The 21,678-nt window shown below is 68.2% G+C and carries 17 protein-coding genes; 5 read left to right on the top strand and 12 right to left on the bottom strand.

The annotated features are described in order from the left end of the window. Positions 1-44: 44 nt before the first annotated feature. From A5700_RS21035 to A5700_RS21020, 4 genes are all read right to left on the bottom strand, one after another. On the bottom strand, positions 45-899 hold the full coding sequence (locus A5700_RS21035) for an ABC transporter permease (protein ID WP_068068077.1): 855 nt from the start codon (positions 897-899) through the stop codon (positions 45-47). Beyond that, positions 899-1,750: an ABC transporter ATP-binding protein gene (locus A5700_RS21030; RefSeq protein WP_068068138.1), complete on the bottom strand. Its 852-nt coding sequence runs from the start codon at positions 1,748-1,750 to the stop codon at positions 899-901. Before A5700_RS21030 ends, A5700_RS21035 begins: the two co-directional genes overlap by 1 nt. A 28-nt stretch (positions 1,751-1,778) precedes the next feature. Beyond that, complete coding sequence (locus A5700_RS21025; RefSeq protein ID WP_068068075.1) at positions 1,779-7,370, bottom strand: type I polyketide synthase; 5,592 nt, start codon at positions 7,368-7,370, stop codon at positions 1,779-1,781. Between the two features lie 175 nt (positions 7,371-7,545). After that, positions 7,546-9,306 (bottom strand): NAD(P)/FAD-dependent oxidoreductase, encoded by a 1,761-nt coding sequence (locus A5700_RS21020; RefSeq protein ID WP_156671335.1) that lies wholly within the window; start codon positions 9,304-9,306, stop codon positions 7,546-7,548. Between the two features lie 285 nt (positions 9,307-9,591). On the opposite strand from A5700_RS21020, the gene A5700_RS21015 reads away from it, so the two are divergent. The 4 genes from A5700_RS21015 to A5700_RS21000 all read left to right on the top strand — a co-directional run bounded on the left by A5700_RS21015 (position 9,592) and on the right by A5700_RS21000 (position 13,474). Then, a complete protein-coding gene (locus A5700_RS21015) occupies positions 9,592-10,926 on the top strand; it encodes a cation:proton antiporter (RefSeq protein WP_082960401.1) in 1,335 nt (444 codons plus the stop codon). Between the two features lie 92 nt (positions 10,927-11,018). Further along, the gene (locus tag A5700_RS21010; RefSeq protein ID WP_068068074.1) at positions 11,019-11,825 is read left to right on the top strand and encodes an acyl-CoA thioesterase II; all 807 of its coding nucleotides are present in this window, start codon (positions 11,019-11,021) and stop codon (positions 11,823-11,825) included. A gap of 7 nt (positions 11,826-11,832) precedes the next feature. Then, a complete protein-coding gene (locus tag A5700_RS21005) occupies positions 11,833-12,363 on the top strand; it encodes a nuclear transport factor 2 family protein (RefSeq protein WP_068068072.1) in 531 nt (176 codons plus the stop codon). A gap of 7 nt (positions 12,364-12,370) precedes the next feature. Next, a complete protein-coding gene (locus tag A5700_RS21000) occupies positions 12,371-13,474 on the top strand; it encodes an NAD(P)-dependent oxidoreductase (protein ID WP_068068070.1) in 1,104 nt (367 codons plus the stop codon). Here A5700_RS21000 and A5700_RS20995 read toward each other — a convergent pair. Beyond that, positions 13,471-14,442: an aldo/keto reductase gene (locus A5700_RS20995; protein WP_068068068.1), complete on the bottom strand. Its 972-nt coding sequence runs from the start codon at positions 14,440-14,442 to the stop codon at positions 13,471-13,473. The genes A5700_RS21000 and A5700_RS20995 overlap by 4 nt on opposite strands. A gap of 79 nt (positions 14,443-14,521) precedes the next feature. Here A5700_RS20995 and A5700_RS20990 point away from each other — a divergent pair, with 79 nt between their 5' ends. After that, positions 14,522-15,856, top strand: a complete 1,335-nt coding sequence (locus A5700_RS20990) for an acyltransferase (protein WP_068068064.1) — start codon at positions 14,522-14,524, stop codon at positions 15,854-15,856. On the opposite strand, the gene A5700_RS20985 is transcribed toward A5700_RS20990, so the two are convergent. From A5700_RS20985 to A5700_RS20955, 7 genes are all read right to left on the bottom strand, one after another. Next, a complete protein-coding gene (locus A5700_RS20985; protein WP_068068060.1) occupies positions 15,853-17,508 on the bottom strand; it encodes a cytosine permease in 1,656 nt (551 codons plus the stop codon). The two genes, A5700_RS20990 and A5700_RS20985, sit on opposite strands and share 4 nt — an antisense overlap. 136 nt (positions 17,509-17,644) lie before the next feature. Further along, a complete protein-coding gene (locus A5700_RS20980) occupies positions 17,645-18,532 on the bottom strand; it encodes a universal stress protein (RefSeq protein WP_068068132.1) in 888 nt (295 codons plus the stop codon). A 92-nt stretch (positions 18,533-18,624) separates the two neighbouring features. Then, positions 18,625-18,894 (bottom strand): hypothetical protein, encoded by a 270-nt coding sequence (locus A5700_RS20975; protein ID WP_068068057.1) that lies wholly within the window; start codon positions 18,892-18,894, stop codon positions 18,625-18,627. Beyond that, positions 18,891-19,538 carry an RNA polymerase sigma factor gene (locus tag A5700_RS20970; RefSeq protein WP_068068055.1) on the bottom strand — a complete coding sequence of 216 codons (648 nt, stop codon included), beginning with the start codon at positions 19,536-19,538 and terminating at the stop codon, positions 18,891-18,893. Before A5700_RS20970 ends, A5700_RS20975 begins: the two co-directional genes overlap by 4 nt. A gap of 19 nt (positions 19,539-19,557) precedes the next feature. Beyond that, entirely contained in the window at positions 19,558-20,625 is a 1,068-nt protein-coding gene (locus A5700_RS20965) for an acyl-CoA dehydrogenase family protein (protein WP_068068051.1), read from the bottom strand. Then, entirely contained in the window at positions 20,622-21,092 is a 471-nt protein-coding gene (gene cynS / locus A5700_RS20960; protein ID WP_068068047.1) for a cyanase, read from the bottom strand. Before cynS ends, A5700_RS20965 begins: the two co-directional genes overlap by 4 nt. Positions 21,093-21,117: 25 nt before the next feature. After that, a complete protein-coding gene (locus tag A5700_RS20955) occupies positions 21,118-21,642 on the bottom strand; it encodes an OsmC family protein (protein ID WP_068068044.1) in 525 nt (174 codons plus the stop codon). Positions 21,643-21,678: the final 36 nt, after the last annotated feature.

The raw sequence follows: 21,678 nt of genomic DNA, 5'->3' as shown, positions 1-21,678 counted from the left end.
TACAAAGCGGAAGCGATGGATGGCCAGGGTTCCACCGTGGCGGGTCAGCTCCTGTCCGACCACCGGAAAACGGCGAGGCAGGCGATCAGCCCACCGATCGTCCAGGCCGTCAGCACGAAGAAGATGTGCCAATGTTCCCAGCGGCCCGCCGGTTCGAAGGCGGCCATCTCCGCCGGCAACAGCACCGACCGAAATCCCTGGGCCATCCACTTCACGGGAAACACCGAGCCCAGGGTGAGCATCCAGGCCGGCAACGCCATCAGCGGAACATATGTGCCCGAGACGAATTGCAAAGCCACGGCCGGGCCGTTGGTGATCACCGCCGCCGACACCGCGCTGCTGGCGAAGTTGCTGACGAAGATGCCCAACAGCGAGCAACTGACGATGCCCAAGAGGAAGACCCACGCCAGGGTGAACCAGCCGAACACCGTGGTGGGGAGCGCCAGCTTGAACACCAACACACCCACCGTCAACAGGACGACGGCCTCGGCGAGGCTGGCCACGGCGACCAGGCAGATCTTGCCGATGAAATACGACGAGGCGGTGGTCGGCGTGCCCCGTAACCGCCGCAGGGCACCGGTTTCGCGATCGGCGGCGATGCTGATGCCGAGGTTGATGAAGGAGGTCGACAGGATCCCGTAGGCAAGGATGCTCGCGGCGATGACCGCCCCGGTGCTGGTATTGCTGTGCGGCAACTTCGTCGAGAAGATCGACCCCAGGAGCACGCCGATGACGGCGGGCATCGAAAAGGTCAGCACCACCTGCTCGGGCCGCCGGTAGAACATCTTGAGCTCCGGCACTATCCGCGACATGCCGATTCGCATCGCCGACGGCAGCGCTACCACCGGCGCCCCCGAACGGCGCTGCGCCGCAACAGCTTTGACATGACCGACCTTCATCACGCCTCGCCGATGAGCCGCAGGTATGCGTCTTCCAAAGTCGGTCGAGACACCGTGAGCTGGTCCAGTTCTGCGCCGTGTTGTGACCGCTGCCTGATGAACTCGGTCGGGCGGTCCGTCTCCTCCTCGTGCATCTCGTCTCCCTCCATCCACCGGACCGTCGCGGCCGACTTCACGTACGCGGTCAACCTCGACGGCGAGTCGACCGCCACCACCCGGCCGCCCGCGAGAACCGCGACGCGGTCGGCCAGGGCGGCGGCTTCCTCGAGGTAATGGGTGGTCAACAGGATGGTCGTGCCATCGCTTGCCAGACGTTTGATGAGGTCCCAGAAGCGACGCCTGGCGTCGGGGTCGAACCCGGTGGTCGGTTCGTCGAGAAAGAGCAGTTCGGGCATCCCGATGATGCCGAGTGCCACGTCGAGCCGACGCCGCTGACCCCCGGACAGGCTGCGCACTCGCGCCTGAGACACCGCGGTGAGCCCGACGAGTTCGAGCGTCTCCTCGGGAAGTCGGGCCTTGCCATAGCATTTCGTGAACATGTCCACTGTCTCTGACACGGTCAGCATGCCGGCGTCGCTGGCTTCTTGCAGCACGATGCCGATCCTGGCCCGCCACCCCCGCCCGGCCGTCCCCGGGTCGTCGCCGAGAACCCGCACGATGCCGGCGTCGCGTCGTCGATGGCCCTCGAGGATTTCGATGGTCGTCGATTTCCCCGCCCCGTTGGGACCCAGGATGGCGAAGATCTCGCCGTAGCGGACGTCGAGATCGAGATCCTGAACGGCGGATAGCTGCCCGTAGGCCTTCGACAACCCGCGGACGCGCACGGCGGACGACCCGTCCGGGCGCGTCATCGCCACCACTCGGCGCGGCCCGCAGCAGTCACGACTGCGCCTCGTCCGTGTCGTGGTCCTGGGGCCCGCTCGTCAGTTCGGCGAGCAATTCCGCAAGCTCGGCTTCGGAAACCTGCTCCATCAGGCGGTCGACCTCGTCGCCAGGGTCGGGATGACCGGCCGGCTCGGCGAGTCTGGCCGTGTCGGTGCCGTCCAAGCCGAGTTCGCCGAGCAGCCGCACCGCCAGTGAGTTCACGCTGACACCTCTGAGCAGTTCCAGCACCGGCAGGTCGACCGCGAACACCGCACCGATTCGGGCGCGGAAATCCATCGCCATCATCGAGTCCAGGCCGAGATCGTCGAGGGCGTCGTCCGGCCCGATCTCGGTGACGGCCAAGTCGAAGACCGCCGACGCGATGTGGCGAACCTGGCGCGCCACCGTGTCGAGCCTCTCGGCTGGGGGGCATTCCGCAAGGGACTCCAGCACCGACGCTCCGTCACCGGTCTCACCGGTCGGTGCCTGCTCCGTGCCCAGTTCGCAGAACATCGGGGGGAGCGCTCCGACGACGCCGACCCGCCGGGCGCGCGCCCAATCGGCGGTGATGGCGACGACGTGCGGCGCCTTCTGGTTGATGAGCCGATCGAGGACCCGGATGCCCTCGGCGGGCGTGATCAGCTCGATTCCCCGCTGCGCGTAGACATTTTCGAGCTTGAGGTCTTCGACCATGCCGACCGACCAGGGACCCCACCCGATGGTGAGGGCTGGCAGCCCCGCCGCCCTGCGGTAGTGGGCGAAGGCGTCGAGGAACGCGTTCGCGGCGGCGTAGTTGCCCTGACCGGGCGAGGCGATGACCGATCCCGCGGACCCGAACATGACGAAGAAATCCAGGCGGTGGTCTCTGAAGGCGTCGTGCAGCACCCGGGTTCCGACGATCTTGGGCGCTAGGACGGTGGCGAAGTCCGCCTCGGCCATGTTGACCAGCAGCTGGTCGTGCACGGAGCCCGCCGCATGGACGATGCCACGGATCGGGCGGCCGCCCTCGGACTCGTGGCGCCGCAACCATGCCTGTACCTGGCCGGCGTCGGTGACATCGACGCTCACGGTGCTGACCCGGGCGCCGAGCCCTTCGATCTGCCGGATCGCGCTGACAGTGGCGTGATGCCTGTCGCCGTGGCCCAACATGGGCCAGCGACTCCTGGGGGGAAGTTCGCTGCGGCCCAGCAAGACGATGTGCCGAGCCCCCTGCTGCGCGAGGTAGGTCGCCACCGTGCGGCCCAGGGCGCCCGCTCCCCCGGTGACCACGTAGGTGGCGTCGGGCGCGAGCTTGGTGGGGAAAGCCTTGGTAAGTCCGGTGATCGACCGCATCCTCGGGACCAGCGTCGAGCGGCCGCGCAGGGCGATCTGATCCTCGGCATCCTCGGCGAGGACGTACTCACACAGGCGTGCGGCGGCGTGGTGGCGCGCGTCGGCGTCGGCGTCGGGGGCCAGGTCGAGGTCGATGAGGCCGCCCCACTGTTTGACGAACTCCTGGTGGCCCACCACGCGGCCGAGCCCCCAGATGACCGCTTGGTCGACGGCGAGCGTTTCGGATCCTAAGGCCGGTTGCGCGTTCGCGGTGACCAGGAAGAGGCGCAGTGGGCAGTCGTGCGCGGCGAGCGCCTTGACGAGGTGCAGTACCGCGAAAACACCGATGCTGTCGTTCGTTTCGGCTCGCGTCGGGATCCGCTCGGCGGCGTCGAGAGAAGCGCCGTCGGGGACGGGCCGGATGTCCAGCGGCCAGCAGTCGACGATTCCGGCGAGGTTGCCCTCGTCGTCGAGGTGAGCGCGCAGCAGGTCCTGGAATTGGTGCGGTCGCGCGGGATTGACGAGGTATCCGTCGCCGGTTCGGGTGAGGGCGTCGACGGGCCGGTGCTCGACCGTCCGGACCCGCTGGCCGGCTTGCCGCAGCTGCTCCGCGAGTGCGGCTCCCGTCCCTCCGCCGTCGGCGAATACGAGCCACGACATCCCCTCGGAGGCAACGGGACTCGTGGGACCGACGTCCTGACTCACGCTGGTCGGTGTCCACACGAGCTCGTAGAGCCCCTTGTCCACCCGTTCGGGCGACACGCGCGACGACGCGCTGAGCGACGAGACGGTGAAGCCGTCGAACACGGCCAATGGCCGGCCCTGCGCGCCGACGATCGCGATGTCGCTCTCGATTTCGTCGTCGGTGGCGGACACGATGCGCACCTGCACGGTCATGTGGTCTTCGGGCGGGAAGTAGATGCGGCTTCGCCGCACCCGGACGGGAACGTAGGCACTGCCGTCGGCATCATCACCGAAAAGGGGGATTCCCAACAGGGTTTGGAAGGCCCCGTCGATGAGGGCCGGGTGAAAGCGGAATTGCCCGACCTGAGCACCGAGGCGGGCCGGCACGGCGAGGCGGGCGGTGGCCCAGCCGTCCCCGGCCGCCACCTCGGTGACGGTGTGGAACGCCTCGCCGTATTCCATTCCCACGGAGCGGGTGCGGGCGTAGAACTGCGCTCCGTCGATGGTGGTGACCGGTCCGGTCCCGGGCGTGGCGTCGCCGCGATCCGGCACTGCGGGCAGCGTGTTGAGTTCCGCGGTCGCCGTCACCGTCCACTTGAGGTCCCCGCCCGCAGTGGCTGTGAACGCCGCGAATTCGAGTACGCCGGTGTCTTCGTTGAGGGTGGTCCGAAGGATCGGATCACAGCTGTCGTCGAGGATCAGTGCGCGCCGAAGTTTCAGGTTGTCGACGCTGTGATCAGCCGACCCATAGGCCGCCTGCCCCGCCGCGAGGGCCATCTCGACGTACACGGCGCCGGGTAGCAGGATGCTGCCCTGGATTCGGTGGTCCTCGAGGAACGGCACGGTGGCGGTGCTCAGCTCGACTTCCCACGTCGGATGCACGGCACTCACCGGTTGCCCGAGCAACGGGTGCACCGGGTGGTAGTGCAGGTCCTCCGTGGCTTCCTCGGTTTCGTTCCAGAACCGCTTGGCTTGCCACGGATAGGACGGAAGCGCCACCGGCCGCTGCTGCGGGTAGAGCGCGCTCCAGTCGATGCGGTGTCCATGGCAGTGCAGCGCGGCCAGGCAGGACATCAGCGCGCGCCCGTCGTCCTCGTTGCGCCGCTGCGCCGCCAGGACGGCGACGTCCGCCTTGTGCGCGGCGGCGATCTCGACGATCGACGTCGCCAGCACAGGATGTGGGCCTAACTCGACGAAGTGGTTGTATCCGTCCTCGAGCATGCGACTGAGGGCCGGCTCGAAAAGCACTGTGGCGCGGGTATTCTGCCACCAGTAGGCGTCCCCCGCGGCGTAACGGTCCAACCGCTCGCCGGTCACCGTCGAGTACAGCGGGACCACCGCCGATTGCGAGGACAGCCCGGCCAAGGCGGTGTTCAGTTCGTCCTTGACCATGTCCATGTAGTGGGTGTGATACGGCACCTTCACGTCGAGGAATCTGTTGAAGATCTTCTGCGCGTCCAACTGCCGGGCGATGCCCTGCAGCAGGTCACCGTCGCCGGCGAGCGTGATCGCCGACGGGCTGTTGACGGCGGCGATGGACACGCGCCGACCGAGGTGTCCGGCCGTCGTGGAATCTATCGATTGCAGCAGCGCGTCGGCACCGACGCCGACGGCCAGCAGGCGACCCAGCCCGGTCGTGCGTTGTTGAAGACGGCTGCGGTGGTAGATGACTCGGACGGCTTGCTCGAAGGTGAGCGCGCCCGCGAGGTAATGGGCCGCCACCTCGCCGGCGCTGTGCCCGACGACGGCGTCCGGGGTGATGCCGAACTGCCGGAGCTGCTCGGCGAGCGCCACCTGGATCGCAAAGTTCGCGGGCTGCGCGACAGCGGTTTCCGCCATTTTCGAGTCGGCCTCGTCGGCGCGTAGCTCGTCGAGCAGGGACCAGTCGGTGTAGCGGGACAGCTCGCGATCGCTTCGCAGGATGCTTTCGGTGAAGGCCGGATAGACGTCCAGGAGCCCACGACACATCCGCCACCACTGCGGCCCCATGCCGGTACACACGAAGGCGATCTTGGGGGCGTCGCCCGGCGTGCGGGCCGCCGAGCCGGATCCGCCGGCGGCCAGCGCGCGGAGTTGGTCCAGCGCGTCGTCGATGCTGCCGGCGACGAGCGCGCGTCGGTGGGTCAGGTGGGAGCGGCGGCGGCTGAGCGTGTAGCCGAGTTGGTGCGCGGTGATCTCGGGGTGCGCGCTGACGTGGTCGGCCAACCGGTTCGCGGTTGCCAGCAACGCGTCCTCGGACCGCGCCGATATCGGCAGCACGGCCAGCGGCCACTGGTGGGTGCCGTCGGTAGCCGCGACGTCGTCGGCAGCGGGAGGCTCGGCGAGCACGACGTGAGCGTTGGTGCCGCCGAAGCCGAACGAGTTGACTCCGGCGATGCGGCGGCGGACGGCGGGAAACGGCCGGCTCGTCCGGGCCACCTCGATAGGCGCGTCGCCGACGGTGATGGGGTTGTTCGCATGCAGGCTGGCGGGGATATACCCATGCTCGAGCACGAGCGCGGCCTTGATCAGACCGGCGACCCCGGCACCGGCCTCCAGGTGGCCGATGTTGGTCTTGACCGACCCGATCAGCAGTGGCTCGTCCGAAGGCCGATCGTGAGCCAGCGCATTGGCCAGAGCCCGCATCTCGACGGGATCGCCCACGGGTGTTCCCGTCCCGTGTGCCTCCACGTAGCCCACGTCCGCGGGCTGGACTCCGGCCCGTCGCAGCGCTGTGGTGATCGCCGCTTGCTGTGCCGTCACACTGGGTACGGTGATGCCGTCGGTGTGGCCGTCCTGCGACACCGCGGTGCCGAGGATTTGGGCGTAGATCCGGTCCCCGTCGCGGCGGGCCCGCTCGAGGGGCTTGATGACGACGACCGCGCCGCCTTCTCCCCGGGCGTAGCCGTCCGCGGACTCGTCGAACGCCTTGCACCGACCGTCCGGGCTGAGGAACCCGCTCTTGGACTCGGCGATGGCGGTGTTGGGGCCAATCATGATATTGACGCCACCTGCCACGGCGAGCGCGCATTCACCGTTCCAAATGCTCTGCGCGGCAAGGTGAACAGCGACCAAGGAGCTCGAGCAAGCGGTGTCGATGGTCATGCTCGGTCCGCGGAAGTCGAAGGCGAACGACACCCGGTTGGCCAGCATGGTCATCATCATTCCCGTGGCGGAGTGCGTCTTGAATCGGTACCGGCTGGCTCGGCCCCGGTTTTGCAGCAATTGATAGTCCAGCGTGAAGCCGCCGACGAATACGCCGACATCGGTGCCGGCGAGGCTTTCCGCGGGTATGCCGCCGTCCTCCAACGCTTCCCAGGTCGCCCGCAACATGAGGCGCTGCTGGGGATCGATCAGGTGCGCCTCGCGCGGGGAGATCCCGAAGAACTGCGGATCGAATTGGTCGATGTCGGTGAGGAAGCCACCGCGCCGCGTGACCATCTTGCCGACCTTGCCGGGGTTGGGGTCGTGATACTTCTCGGCATTCCACCGGGTTTCGGGCACCTCGCGGGTGGCGTCGGTTTCGTCGCAGAGCAGGCTCCAGTAGCTGCGCGGATCGTCGGCACCGCCCGGGAACTGGCATCCGATCCCGACGATAGCCAGGGGCTCGCGGGCGCCGTGTTCGACACGCATGTTCGTCCTTTCGCCTATAGCTGCCCGCGCCGGGCGCCGCACACCCCGTGACCGCACCGGTGTGCTCGGCGCTGGCCGGCGCACAGCCCGCCCCGCCGCGGCGGGGCCACCAACCCGGCAGGGCATCGGTCGATTCCCGAGGAAAGACCGGAGCCTTCGGTGATTGCTCTGTCGCTCAACGTGCTTCGAGCGCGGGTGCGGCGCCGAGGATCCATTCTCGGCTGAGGGGGTGGAGCGCCTGCTCGCGGCGATAGATCGATCGAAGCTTGCGCAACAGCGCGTCCTGCTGCCAGGCCTGAAGCTGCCGCACCGCCCGGTCGTCGGCGAAGTCGTCGCACTTGGCCGCGATCACGGTCTCGACGAGTTGGCCGGCAAGCTGGTGCAAGAGCCGGGCGTTGGCGTCGAATTGCGCGGCGAAGTCCGGTGATTCGTCCATCATCGCGGTGTGCAGCGTCACCATGAAATTCAACGGTGAATACAGGTCGACGAATCCCGCCGCCGGGCGCCCGGTCTCGATCGCGGCCCACTCGCGAAAGAACCTCTGCGTGCGGTTGCTGAGGTCGATCATCCCCTCCAGGTGTGGCACCACGTGCGGGTCATCGGCGACGGTGACGAACTTGCCGTTCCGGTAGAGCAGGCCCACGAACCCCCAGTAGAACGCGATGTCCCAGATGACCTTGGCGGTCATCACCGCCGGCGAACCCATGAGGGGGTACTGGTCGCAGTAGACCGCGAGCCACATGTCGGTGAGGGACCTGAACAGGGAGTCGCTGATGCCCGACCGCGCGACGACGTCTTCACCGTCGAGCTCGCGGGTGATCATGTCGGTGATGAGACCGTTGCCGATCGCGACGAGGTCCAGCCCCGACGAATAGAGGGGATCCAGGAACACCGCGGCGTCCCCCGTGCAGCACCAACGGTCCCGACCGCTGTACACCGTGGTGGCGCCGTGGCTGTAATTCTTCATGACCCGAAAATCTCTGATGAGGTGCTCGTGCGCCGCCAGGACCGCGGCGAATTGTGGCTCGTGCTCGCCCAGCCACGCGCGCGCTTTCGCCAGCGTGTTGAAGCCGTCGAAGTCGTGGCAGGCCGGGTCGGCGACGATTCCCACGCTCGTGGATCCAGACGGGAGCCGGATCAGCCAGACCCAGTAGCCCTGGCCCATCAGGTGATTGGTGGACATCGCGCGGTCGCCCTCGGCGAGACGGGTTCGCCACGCCGGGTCGTCGCTCCAGGCGCCGATTTCCAGTTCGGCCGCCACGCGCAGCCAGACGGCGTTGCAGAGGTGTGCGTTGCTGCGCCGCAGCCCCAGATGCCGGGCCACCGTGCGGGTGCGCCCCGAGGCATCAACCAGCCAGCGAGCCGTCGTGCGGGTGACGGCGTCACCTGACTGCACCGAGATCACGTGTGCGCGCCCCTGCCGCTCGATCGATGCGGCCCGGCCGAAGACGATGTCGATGCCGGCCGACCGGCAGCGCCTGTTGAGCTCGTTCTCCAAGCGGCCGCGGTCGATCTGATAGGTGACCTGAGGGATGAAGCGGGAGCTGCCGAGCTCCAACCGGTCGGCAATGTCGAGGTTGCCGCCGTTGGAGAAGAACATCCGCAACCCCATCTTGCGGATTTGGGCGGTGCTCAGGTGGTCACCCAACCCGAGGCGGTCGCGCAGGTAATGGGCGGACACCTCGACCGTCGACTCGCCCACCGTGTGGGTGACCTCGGGAACCGGGTGGGCGTTGGGCGAGATGACCACGATCCGCGTTTGCGGCCGGGCGGTGTGCACCTCCAGGGCGAGCGTGAGACCGGCCGCGCCGCCGCCCACGATCGCTACCTCGCGGTCGGTGACGACCGCGTCGTCATCCCTTGCGGCCGCGATTTTACGACGCAGGGCCTCGCGTGCCTGCGGGCTCAACTGCGACAGTTGCGAGCGCACGTCCACGCGTCCACCTCTTGCAAACCGGCTTCGATTCAATTACTTAATAGTTAAGTAGGTTACACGAAACGGGGGACCTGGCAAGCGCAGCCGCCCCCGTATCGGTGGCGCCTATCGTCGGCGGTACGTGCACCGAAAAGCGTTGCAATGTCGCAACTTCGAATGTCGACTCGACCGCAGCCGGACCGTCGCAAGCGTCAGATAGGACCCCCGGACATGTTCCCGAGATTCGCAGGTGATGGCGAACTTTCACCGGCACCTCCGGCCGCGTCGGCTCGGTGACCTGACTCCATGCCGGCAGCGACAGCGGTCCACTTCTTCCTCGAACTCGCCGTCATCCTGGTGGCGTGCCGTCTCGTGGGGTTGGCGGCCCAACGCGTCGGCCAGCCACAAGTCGTCGGCGAGATGATCGCCGGTGTGCTCTTGGGACCCTCGTTGCTGGGCCGCGTGGCGCCCGGCGTGCAGCACAGCCTTTTCCCGCCCGGCCCGGCGAACACCGTGCTGTACACGACGGCGCAGATCGGCCTGGTCCTGTACATGTTCCTGGTCGGCCTCAGCTTCGACATCGGGCTGATCAGGCACCGGGCCGGGACGGCCACGGCGGTCTCGGCCGCCGGCATTCTCGCCCCGCTCGCCTTGGGGGCGCTGGTGGCCGCGCCCTTGCTGACGAGCGGCCGCTTCTTCGGCCATGACGTCTCGCTGCCGCTGGCGATGATGTTCTTGGGCGCCTCGATCGCCACCACCGCGTTTCCCATGCTCGCCCGGATCATCTTCGAGCAACGGCTCTCCGGAACGCCGTTGGGCACCCTCGCGCTGACCTGCGGCGCGACCGACGACGCGCTGTCCTGGTGCATCTTGGCCGTCGTCCTCGCCATCCATCGGGGCAGCCCTAGCACCGCGGTGACGGCCATCGTCGGCGGAATCGTCTACACGCTGGTCCTGCTGACGGTGGGACGCAAGTCGCTGGCCGTCCTGGGTGCGCGCTCCGAGCGGGACAAGACGATCAGCGCGCCGGTGTTCAGCGTGGTGCTCGTGGTGTTGATGACGTGCTCGTGGCTCACCGACGCGATCGGCATCTACGCCATCTTCGGTGCGTTCATCCTGGGCGTCGCGATGCCGTCCGGCTTCTTCTCGCGCCAGCTCACGACCAGCCTCGAACCGCTGGTCACCACGTTGTTGTTGCCCCTGTTCTTCGTCTACTCCGGGCTCAACACGCAGGTCGGGCTGGTGAACACCCCGCGGCTGTGGGGGGTGACCCTGGGACTGCTCGTGCTGTCGATCGTCGGCAAGGGATTCGCCTGCGCGTCGGTCGCATGGCTGCGCAAGGTGCCACTGCGCGAGTCCATCGCGCTGGGGTCGCTGATGAACGCCCGCGGCCTGATCGAGCTGATCCTGCTCAACATCGGGTTGCAGGCGGGAATCATCACGCCAACCCTGTTCAGCATCCTGGTGCTGGTAGCGATCGTCACCACCTTGATGGCCACACCGATCTTCGAAGTGGTCTACGGGCGCTATCGCGACGACCCACCGGTGCCGGACGCGGCCACCGGAGCGCGCAGTGACCCGCCGGTTCGCCAGCCGCCGCTGCGCGGTCCGCGGCGCCGCAGACTGCCGCGGCGGGCGTGACGGTCTCGCGGGCGCCCGCAGCCCGTAGCATGCGCCCGCGACCCCGCGTCCGGATGGACCAGTTTCGGCAAGTAACCTCCGGTCCGAGCGATATGACCGGAACACATCCTTTCGACGAGGCCGTTCACCTCGATGCGATCGACGCGCAGCGCTGGCGCGGCCGGACCCACCACGAGTGGGCCAACATGGTCGGGCCGTTTGGTGGCATCACGACCGCCGTGCTGCTGCGCGCGATCGACGGGCATCCCGACCGCCTCGGCGAACCCATGGCGCTGACGGTCAATTTCGTCGCTCCCGTCGCCGACGGTGACTTCGACATCGCGGCGCGCGCGGTACGGACCAATCGCACCAACCAGCATTGGATCGCCGAACTCAGCCAGGACGGCGTCGTGAAGACCACGGCGACGTCGGTGTTCGCGACTGCGCGGGAAAGCTGGGCCGACACCGAGGCCCAGCCGCCTTCGGTGCCGGCCCCCGAGGAGCTCACCCGCCTCGACCCCGGCGTCGTGAAGTGGACCCGCCTGTACGACATGCGGTTCGTCGAAGGGGCGATGCCCGTCGAGGACGGGCAACCGAACCCCAGTTCGACGACCACGCTGTGGGTCCGCGACGCCGCGCGCCGCCCACTGGACTACCTGGCACTGGCCGCCCTGGCCGACATCTTCTACCCGCGAGTCTTCCTGCGTCGCGGCGGCTTCCTGCCGTCCGGAACCATCTCGTTGACGTCGTACTTCCACGCCGATCAGCGCCAGCTTGACGCCGTGGGCGACGACTACATCCTGGCCACCGCCCACGCCAACCGCTTCACCGGCGGCTACTTCGACCAGAGCGCACAGCTGTGGAGTCGCGACGGCGCGCTGCTGGTAAGCACCCACCAAATCGTCTACTTCAAGGGTTGACACCGCGATGACGGAACGCCCACTCGAACCCGGCATCATTGACGACGCCGCCTCGCTGCGGGCGATCGAAGCCATCAAGCAACTCAAGGGACGGTACTGCCGGTACCTCGACACCAAGGACTGGCCTGCGTGGCGCGCACTGTTCACCGATGACTTCGTCAGTGACACCTCCGCGGCCGGCGGCGTGGTGATCACCGGCGCCGACGACTTCGTCGCCTTTCTCCGCAAGACCCTGGGGCGGCCGACACAGGTGACCGCCCACCAGGTGCACGCCCCGGAGATCGAGTTGACCTCCGCGACGACCGCGCGCGGCGTCTGGGCGCTGCAAGACGTCGTCCGGTTCGCACCCGGCGTGAGTCTCGTCGGCTACGGCCACTACCACGAGACCTACGAGAACATCGACGGCCAGTGGCTGATCAAATCTTCGACGCTGACGCGACTGCGCGAAGACATCGCGACGCCGCTGTTCTCCGTCTACCTCTCGCCGCGCATCCGCCGGATCGCGGGCCGCCTCTCCGGTCGGCTGACCCGACAGTAAGGATCGCATGACCGTCGACACCATCCTGGTCACCGGCGCCTTCGGGCAGGTTGGAAAGCGTTGCGTGCAGCTGCTTTTGGAGCGCGGTCGGACTGTTGTCGCGCTGGACCTGCGCACCGACAACACCGTCGCGGTCGAGAAATCGTTGTCCGCCGGCGACGGCACGCTGATCGCGGCCTACACGGACCTGCTGGACGCCGCGGCCGTGCGTGAACTGGTCGGCGCCCATCGACCGCAGGCCATCGTCCACCTTGCCGCCGTCGTCTCCCCGCCGTCGTACCGCAATCCCAAGCTGGCGCGCCGGGTCAACGTCGGCGGCACCGAGAACCTGTTGGCGGCGGCGGCGGCCCTGCCGCGCCCACCCCTGTTTCTCCTGGCATCCAGCGCGGCGGTCTATGGGAGCCGCAACCCCTACACGCACCCCGAGCGCATCACTCCCGACACTCCGGTCAACCCCATCGATCAATACGGACAGGACAAGGTGCTGGCCGAGGCGGCGATTCGCGCCAGCGGGCTGCCCTACGCGTTCTACCGCCTCGCCGGCATCATCTCGCCGGACACCCAGGCCGAGATCAACGGCGATCACCTGATCCTGATGCGCTCGATGCCGAGCGACAACCGCATCCACGCCGTGGATGCCCGCGATGTGGCGCTGGCCTTCGCCAACGGGGTCGACCGAGAGGCCACGATCGCCGGCAAGGCCCTGCTGGTTGGCGGCAACGAAACGTACGTGCTGCTGCAGCACCAACTGCAGGACAGCATCATGGCGGCGGTGGGTCTCGGTGGGCTTGGCCCGTCGGCCGGCCTGCCCGGGGACCCCACGGACGAGCGCGGCTGGAGCTTCACCGGTTGGTATGACACCACCGAGGCGCAGGCCTTGCTCGACTTCCAGGAACATGACTGGTCCGAGACCGTTGCCTGGCTCGCCGAATCGCAAGGCCTGCGGCGCCAACTGTTGCGCGTCGTGGGGCCGCTGCTGCGCCCTGCCCTGCGAGTGGGCCTGCGGATACAGCGCCAGGTCGAACACCGGGGCCGGTATGCCGACCCCTGGGCCTTCATCGAAAAGACCTACGGGACAGCGGCTTTGGCCAGCGCAGACCAGAACCCCTAGCGGTCGATCCACGCCATCTGCGACTCGGAGTGGTGAGCTCCCAGCGGCGGGGTCAGCGCGTCGAGCCTGGCCAGCTGCTCCGAGCTCAGTTCCACCGTGTCGGCACCGACGTTTTCCTCCAGGCGCGCAACGCGTTTGGTTCCCGGGATCGGCACGATGTCCGGGCCCTTCGCCAGCACCCAGGCGAGTGCCACCTGCGCGGGCGTCGCCCCCACCTCGTCGGCGATCTCCCGCACCTGCGCCGCACTGCGCACGTTGTGCTCGAAGTTCTCGTCGGAGAACCGAGGGCTCGTCTTGCGGAAATCCGTGTCGGGCAGTTCGTCACGCGAACGGATAGCGCCCGTCAGCAAGCCACGACCCAGCGGCGAATAGGCCACAAAGCCGATGCCCAATTCGCGCAACGCCGGCAGGATCTCGTCCTCTTGCTCGCGCGTCCACAACGAGTACTCCGATTGGACGGCCGTGACGGGGTGCACCGCGTGCGCCCGCCGAATTGTGTTGACGCCCACCTCGGACAGCCCGATGTGCCCGATCTTGCCTGCGGCGACGAGCTCGGCCAGGGCGCCGACGGTGTCCTCGATGGGTGTCTGACGGTCGAGCCGATGCTGGTAGTAGAGGTCGATGTGGTCGGTCTGCAGCCGCCGCAGCGATCCGTCGACGGCGACGCGGATGCTGTCCGGACTGCTGTCCAGGCCGTCGCGGCCGGTATGCGAGATCATCCCGAATTTGGTTGCCAGAACCACCTGTTCGCGCCGGCCTTGCAGGGCGCGCGCGAGAAGTTCTTCATTGACGAACGGCCCGTAAACCTCGGCCGTGTCGATCAGCGTGACGCCCAGTTCGATCGCGCGGTGCACGGTCCGGATCGACTCGGCGTCGTCGAAGCCACCCATGGCGTAGGCCGCGGACATCCCCATCGCGCCGAGGCCGAGACGCCCGACCTGCAGGTCACCGAGGTGGGCTTGCTTCATGACGCGTCTCCTAAGGGCTTGGGCGATGCCGATCGGGGTACCGTGGCGCTGTGTCTGGCGTCGAGCTTTCCCGGAACTGATGGACCGCGCAACCAGCCCGCGCCCGCAGCGCGACCTGGCGGTCGACTACTACCGCGTGTCGGGCGTGGTGCTGATCGTGTTGGGGCACTGGTTGGCCGGGTCGGTGACCTACCACGACGGTCGATTCGGCCGGCAGAACCCGTTGGTCGACATGCCCTGGACGCAGTGGCTGACCTGGCCCTTCCAAGCCGTTCCCACGTTCTTCCTGGTGGCCGGCTACGCCGGCGCGGTGTCGTGGACGCATCGTCGCGAGACCGACGCGGTGTCAAGCCGGGCGTGGCTGCAGCATCGACTGGCCCGAGTCCTCGGCCCGACCGCGGTATATGTGGGGCTGGTCTCAGCGCTCGTCATCGTGGCGGGCGCCCTCGGGGTCGCGGGCGCGGTGCTGGAGTACGCGGGCTGGGCGGTGGCGATGCACCTGTGGTTCTTGGCCGTGTATCTGGTGGTCGTGTCCCTGACCCCCATTGCCGTTGCCGCGCAACGCCGCTGGGGGCTGCTGGCGCCGTCCGCCCTGGCGGTGGCCGTCGCCGTGGTCGACGCGGTCCGGCTGGGTGCTCACGTGCAATACCTAGACTGGTTGAACTACCTGCTGGCCTGGGGAGCGCTCTATCAGCTCGGGATCTGCTGGCGCGGCGGCCATTTGGCGGGCCGCAGGCCGGCGCTACTGGCCGCGGCGTCGACGGCGACGCTGGCGCTGCTCATCTGGGCGCGGCTGTATCCGGTCAGCATGATCGGCGTCCCGGGCCAGACGATCGACAACACAACCCCGCCCACCGTGGCGCTGCTGGCGTTCGCCGGCGCGCAGACGGGAATCGTGATGGCGTTGGCGCCCACGCTGAACCGGGTGTTGCGGGCCGCGGGCGTCCGGCGCGCGCTGGCGATCGGTAACCGCAACATCATGGCCCTGTACCTGTGGCACATGATCCCGGTCGTCGTCGTCGCGGTCGTCGGCTATCCGGCCGGACTCTTGCCGCAACCGGAGGAAGGCACCGCCGACTGGTGGCTGGCCCGGGCGGAGTGGGTTGCGATCCTGGCCGCCGTGACCGGCGCGGAGATCGCGGTGCTGTGGGTGGGCCGGCGGGTCTTCGCCGCGCCCCTCCCCCAGTTCGGCGTTCCGTGGCCGCAGCGCGCGGGTGCACCGGTCCTGCTCCTCGGCGCGGCGATGGCGGCCTACGCGCTGTCGGTGCTGGCCGCCGGGGGATTCGCTCCCGACGGCCAGTTTCCGTGGTGGGTCGCGGGGCTGTTCGCCGCCGGAGTGCTGCTGGTGGCGCTGCGTCCCACCCGCGCCGCCCGTCCGCAGCCGGCGTCGCGGGACGGGCGCCCGGCGTCCTAGCCGCCGTGCGCCGGGAGCACGTGGTCGGCGAGCTTATCGGTGGACAGACACAGCGAGCAGACGTGCGCGCCGTGCGTCTGGCAGGCCAACACGTCGGGCCGCTCGTAATCGTGATGGCAGACATGGCATTTCAGCTGCGCGCCCGAGGGGTTGCCGTGTTCGTCGTACATCGGAAGATCGATGCCGTCGTCGTGACGGCGCAGGTAGTACCTGCCCCCGGTGGCCACCGCGAGGATCGGCGGCAACGCCACGGCGATCACGATCGCCACCAGCGGCGAGAACGGCCGCAGGGTGGCGCCAAGCCCGCCGAAGAAGGCCGCGACGGACAGGCCCGCGGCCAACAGCATGGAACCGAACCCGACCGGGTTGATCGCGTAGAGCATGCCGCGACGAAACTCGGGCACTTTCGGCGACAGCTTGAGCAGGTATTTGTTGAAGACGATGTCCGACGCGACGGTCACCACCCAGGCCATCCCGCAGTTCGCGTAGAAGCCGAGGATGGTGTTCAGGACGTCGAACATGTTGGCTTCCATCAGGACCAGCGCGATGGCGAGGTTGACGCCCAGGAACACCACGCGTCCCGGGTAGTGCTTGGTGACGCGGGTGAACGAATTGGTCCACGCCAGCGACCCCGAGTAGGCGTTGGTCACGTTGATCTTGACCTGGCTGAGCACGACCAACACCACGGCCAGCGTGAGCGCCAGCCAATTCGGCATGAAATTGCGGTAGATCAGCAGGAATTGGTGCACGGGCTGGTTGGCGACCGGGGTGGAGCCCGCGACATGGGAGATCAGGTAGACGGCGAGGAACAAGCCGATGATCTGTTTGAGCGCCCCGAACACCACCCAGCCGGGGCCGGCCAGCAGCGTCCACGCCCACCAACTGCGTGCGTTGGCGGGGGTGCGCGGCGGCATGAACCGCAAGTAGTCGATCTGCTCGGCGATCTGGGCGATCAGCGACAGGCACACACCGGCGGCCAGCAGGCTGGACCCGGCGTTCACCGCGCCGCTGTGGGGGCGCCCGCCGTAGGCGAAGAACTGCTGAATCGACTCCGGGTGGCTCACCACGAGATAACCAAACGGGATGACCATCAGCACCAGCCACAACGGGGTCGTCCAGAGTTGAAGCTGTGACAGCACTTTCATGCCGTAGATGACCAACGGGAAGATGACGAGCGTCGAGCAGGCATAGCCGGCCCAAAGCGGCACTCCCAGGCCGAGTTTGAGGCCCTGGGCCATGATCGAACCCTCGAGGGCGAAGAAGATGAACGTGAACGTCGCAAAGATCACGTTGGTCACGACCGAGCCGTAATATCCGAACCCGCTGCCCCGCGTGATCAGATCAAGGTCGAGGTTGTAGCGGGCGGCGTAGTAGGCCAACGGCACGCCCGTCGCGACGATCACCGCGGCGAAGATCGCGATGCCGCACAACGCGTTGCCGGTGCCGTAGGCGATGCCGATGTTGGCTCCGATCGCGAAGTCGGCGAGATAGGCGATGCCGCCCAGCGCCGAAACTCCCACCACGGCCGTCGACCAGCGCCGGTAGCTGCGGGGCGCGAAGCGCAGCGTGTAATCCTCCAGCGTCTCGCGTGTCGCCGTCATCGTGTCGAGGTCCGCGGTGGCGGACGGGTTGTCGGTGTCCTGTTCGGTCATGCACGCCTCCCACGCCGGTTCCGGCCGAACATAGCCGACGTGGGTTTCGGGCAGGTGACGAGAAACGCCCACGCCCCGCCCGCAGCGGCCAGCCCGCCGCGTGGCCGGCCCGGCCGCGGACGCGCGGGTGACGAGGTCAGGCCCCGGGCCGGGCGACGATCACGGGCACTCGAACCGAGTGCACCACCGCGTTGCTGACCGAGCCCAGCAGCACGCTCGTCAACCCGCCACGGCCGTGGCTGCCGACGACGACAAGCTGTGCGCCCTCGGCTTTTTCGGCAAGCTGCCGGGCGGGATGATCGCGCACCACGATGCGGTGCACGGGGACGTCGGGATAGCGTTCGCGAAAGCCGGCCAGGCTTTCGGCGAGGTGCCGCTCGGCTTCGGCCTCTACCATCGACCAATCCAGGTCGGCGATTTCAGCCCCCATCACGTCGCTCCACGCGTGCAGGGCCACCAGATCGACGCCGCGGCGCGACGCTTCGTCGAACGCGATCGCCGTCGCCAGCTCGGACGCGGGCGAACCGTCGATCCCGACCAGGACGGGCCGACCACCGTGCGGATCCGGCAGTGGCCCGTCGCGGACGACCGCGACGGGGCAGTGCGCGTGGCGCACCACGGTGGACGTCACCGAGCCGAGCAGGCCGCGCGTCAGCGCACCGCGTCCGGCATTGCCGACGACCAGCAACTCCGCCGCCGCCGAGAGGGTGATCAGGGCCAGCGCCGGTGCCGCGTACTCCAGCCGCCGGCCGAGCGGAACCTTACGGTCGGCAGGCATCGACTCGTCGGCGATCTTCATGGCGTGCATGACGGCCTTCTTGCCCTCGTCCTCCAGTCGCATGCCCAGCGAATCCGGGTAGGGCACGGGCGGCCAGTAGGCGGTGGGGGTGGCCACCGCGTGCGCGACGGTCAGGGGAACGTTCCTTAATGTTGCTTCGGAAGTGGCCCACAGGGTGGCCGCTTCGGACGCGGGCGAGCCGTCGACCGCGACGACGACGCCAAGCTTTTCTCCGGTTGTCGACATGTCCATCTCCTCCCATCGCGAATGACGGTATTCGCCGGAGGGCGCGTCGGCGTGAGGCTTTGGTCCTCAGCGGCCGGGCCGTTGGACTTTCGTCACGGCCGGTCGGCGTCGCGCAGCACGTCGATTGCGTCGATGACCCCCGCGACGTGGTCGTCGCTGAGCTTCTCGCCGTCGAAGACGTGGTTGAGCAAGATCTTGAGGTCTTGCATCTGCTGGAGGTACACCAGGCACGGCGGGCATTCGTCGAGGTGCTTGGCGACGATCGCGCCCCAGCGTTGCGGGGGCGAGTCGACGAGGTCGTCGACGAGACGCACGAAATCGACGCAGTCCATGGCGGGCACCGTGTTGTCGTAGACGGTCATCGCTGATACGTCCTCTCCAATTCGTTGCGCAGGTTGCCTCGGGCGCGGTAGAGCAGGGCGCGCTGCGCCTCCGCGGAGAGGTCCAGGATGGCCGCGGCCTCGTCACCGGAGGCGCCGGCGAGGTCGCGCAGAATGATGAGCTGCCGTTGCCGCGGCGGCAGCGCGTCGAGCGCCGCCCGCACCTGCCCGACGAGTTCCTTGGTGACGGTGTGGTCTTCGGGCAGGAAGCGACCCGACGGCGGCACCCGCCAGTGCCCGGCGTCCGGATGCCCCGCGGGGTGCATCCGACCCGACAGCGGGTCGGGGTCGGTGCCGTCGGTCGCGGCCAACACCTCGTGTTGCCTGATCCGCGACTCCCGGCGACGATGCCGGATCGCGGTGTTCTTGACGATGGCGAATAACCAGGTGGCCACGGAGGAACGCCCTTCGAACGAACTCGACGATTGCAGAACCTGCACCCACGCCTCTTGCACGGCCTCTTCGGCCGCGACCGGTGAATCCACCACGGTGCGAGCGAAATTGAGCATCGCCCGGTGGTAGTCGCGGACCAGGCTGCTCAGCGGGACCCCGCCGACGAGAAGCTCGGCGGCCGGCTCGAACCCGGGCCCTTCGGACGGCGATGCCCTCGGCGGTGCCGGCGTCACCGTCGGCCCGGGCCGTCGCTCACTCGCAACGCTCGAGTTCCCACCGCAGCTGACCCTCGGACGGCGACTGAACCGGTATGAACGCGGCCTCGCGGTAGCGCCGGCTCGCGGGCGTGCGGCTCGCGTATCCCTTACCGCCCGCGGTACGGATCTCCAAAGCCGCGCTGCCGCTGGCGATCTCGGCGGACGCGAGCCGCAACGTCAGCAACTCCCTCTTGCTGGGCGGCTGTGTGCCACCGACCCGCGCCGCCAGGGTCGCCAGTTCCTGCTGCGCGGCGGCCAACCGCTGCGCCACGTCGTCGACCTCACCGGCGAACACGGCGTTCACGCCGGTCAATCCGAGCTTCGCCTGGGCCACCGTGGTCTGCGTCAGCCCCAGGCACATCGCTGACTGCAGCACCAGAAACGTCGGCCGGACGGCGGCGAGGAACCCGGCGAAATCGGTGGTCAGCACCTGCTCCGCTGCGACGAACGCGTCCTGCAAGGTCAGATACGACGACGCGGTGCTGCCCATGGCGAGCAGCGAAAAGTGATCTCCGAGCGCGACACCGGGCGTGCTGAGCGGCAGGGCCACGATCAGCTTATCGCCGGCCTCGGTTTGCGCGGCGGTGATCATCAGTGAGTCGTCGTACAGATTGCTGGCCCACCGGATGGCGCCGGAGAGCCGGTAACCGCCCTCGACCGGTGCGGCGGAGAGGTCCAGGCTGCCGCAGCCGGCCACGTCCTTGAAGGCCGAGGCCATCCCGGTGACACCCAGCGTGGTCCCGCCGAGCAGCCGTTCGGCCGCGGCGACCCCGAACGGCGTTGCGGCCGTGAGCAAATACTCGACCGCCATGCGGTGCGCCCACAGCGAGAAGCCGGTGCTCATGCATTCCGCGGAAATCCGGCCGATCACGTCGGCCATCTGCGGTAGGCGCCCGTCGGCGTTGCCGGGAGCCCCCAGCCCCAGCAGGCCCGCCCCACCCAGCGCCGCGAAGCTGCGGCGCGAGGTGTCTTCGTCACGGTCCAACGCGTCGGCGTGGGCGCGGATGTCCGGAAGGAGTTGAGATTCCAGCAGGCTCAGTCCGGCGTCGACGGCCGCGGTCATCCCTGCACCTCCCCATGCTTCCACGCGTAGTCGAGGAACTTCCCATCGAAAGTCACGATCACCCGGTCGCCCTGCGGGTCGGGCCGGCGTTCGACGCTGAGCTGGAAGTTGATCGCACTCATGATGCCGTCACCGAACTCCTCGTGGATCAGCTCCTTGATGGCGGGACCGTAGACCGACAGCGCCTCATGAAAGCGGTAGATGGTCGGGTCGGACACCACGGCGGGGTCGCTGCCACGGTAGGGCGCCAGCTGCAGAACCGCGACCGCCTCGTCGTCGAGCTCGAGCAGCTCCGCCACGATCGCGGCGTCCTCCGGTGTCATCGGGTGCTGGCCGAGCAGGGCAGCGACCGTCCACGCGCGGTCTTTGCCGATGGATTCGGCGATCTTTGCCCAACTCAACCCGTGTTTGAGCCGCGCCAGCCGGATGATCTGCGCCAGCTCCTGCTTCGTCAATGTGCTTGCCACGCTTGGCCGTCCCGTCTCGAGGGTCTCAGCCGATGGACAGCGTCGAGCCGACGCTCACCGGATTGCTGAACGTGTTGACCACCGGTGACCACGCGATGGCGTTGTCGTGGATTTCCTTGAGCGTCGCCTCGTCGGCGTCTCCCGCCAGCGTCACCTTGCAGCGCACCGCGCTGAAGCCGAGCCGCTTGCCCTCCGGGGTGTCCCCGACGCCCCACACCGCGGAGATGTCGATGTCGCCTTCCATCTCCACCTCGATCTTCGTCAGCGTCACACCGCGGTGGGTGGCGTTGGCGAGCAGCCCCACCGACACGCACGAACCCAGGGCGGCGAGCGCGGTCTCGGAGGGGTTGGGCGCCGAATCGTCGCCCAGCAGCGCGGGCGGCTCGCCCACCAGCATCGGCGCCAGGTCGCGGACGTAGGTCATGTTGCGGAACCCGGTTTCGCACACCGTCTTCGCCTTCAGCGTCTTCTTGCCGGTTTCCGGGTTGGCCTTGGCGTTACAGGAGAGCTTGTCGAGGCCTTCGGCGTCGATGACGAGCGCGTCGCTCATGTGTCTTTCCTTCCATAGCGGGGTGTGGGACCAACA

Origin of the sequence: Mycobacterium sp. E1214, from assembly GCF_001666755.1 — a bacterium.
In the GTDB taxonomy this organism is placed as follows: domain Bacteria; phylum Actinomycetota; class Actinomycetes; order Mycobacteriales; family Mycobacteriaceae; genus Mycobacterium.
This window is presented reverse-complemented; position numbering and strand designations above follow the sequence as displayed.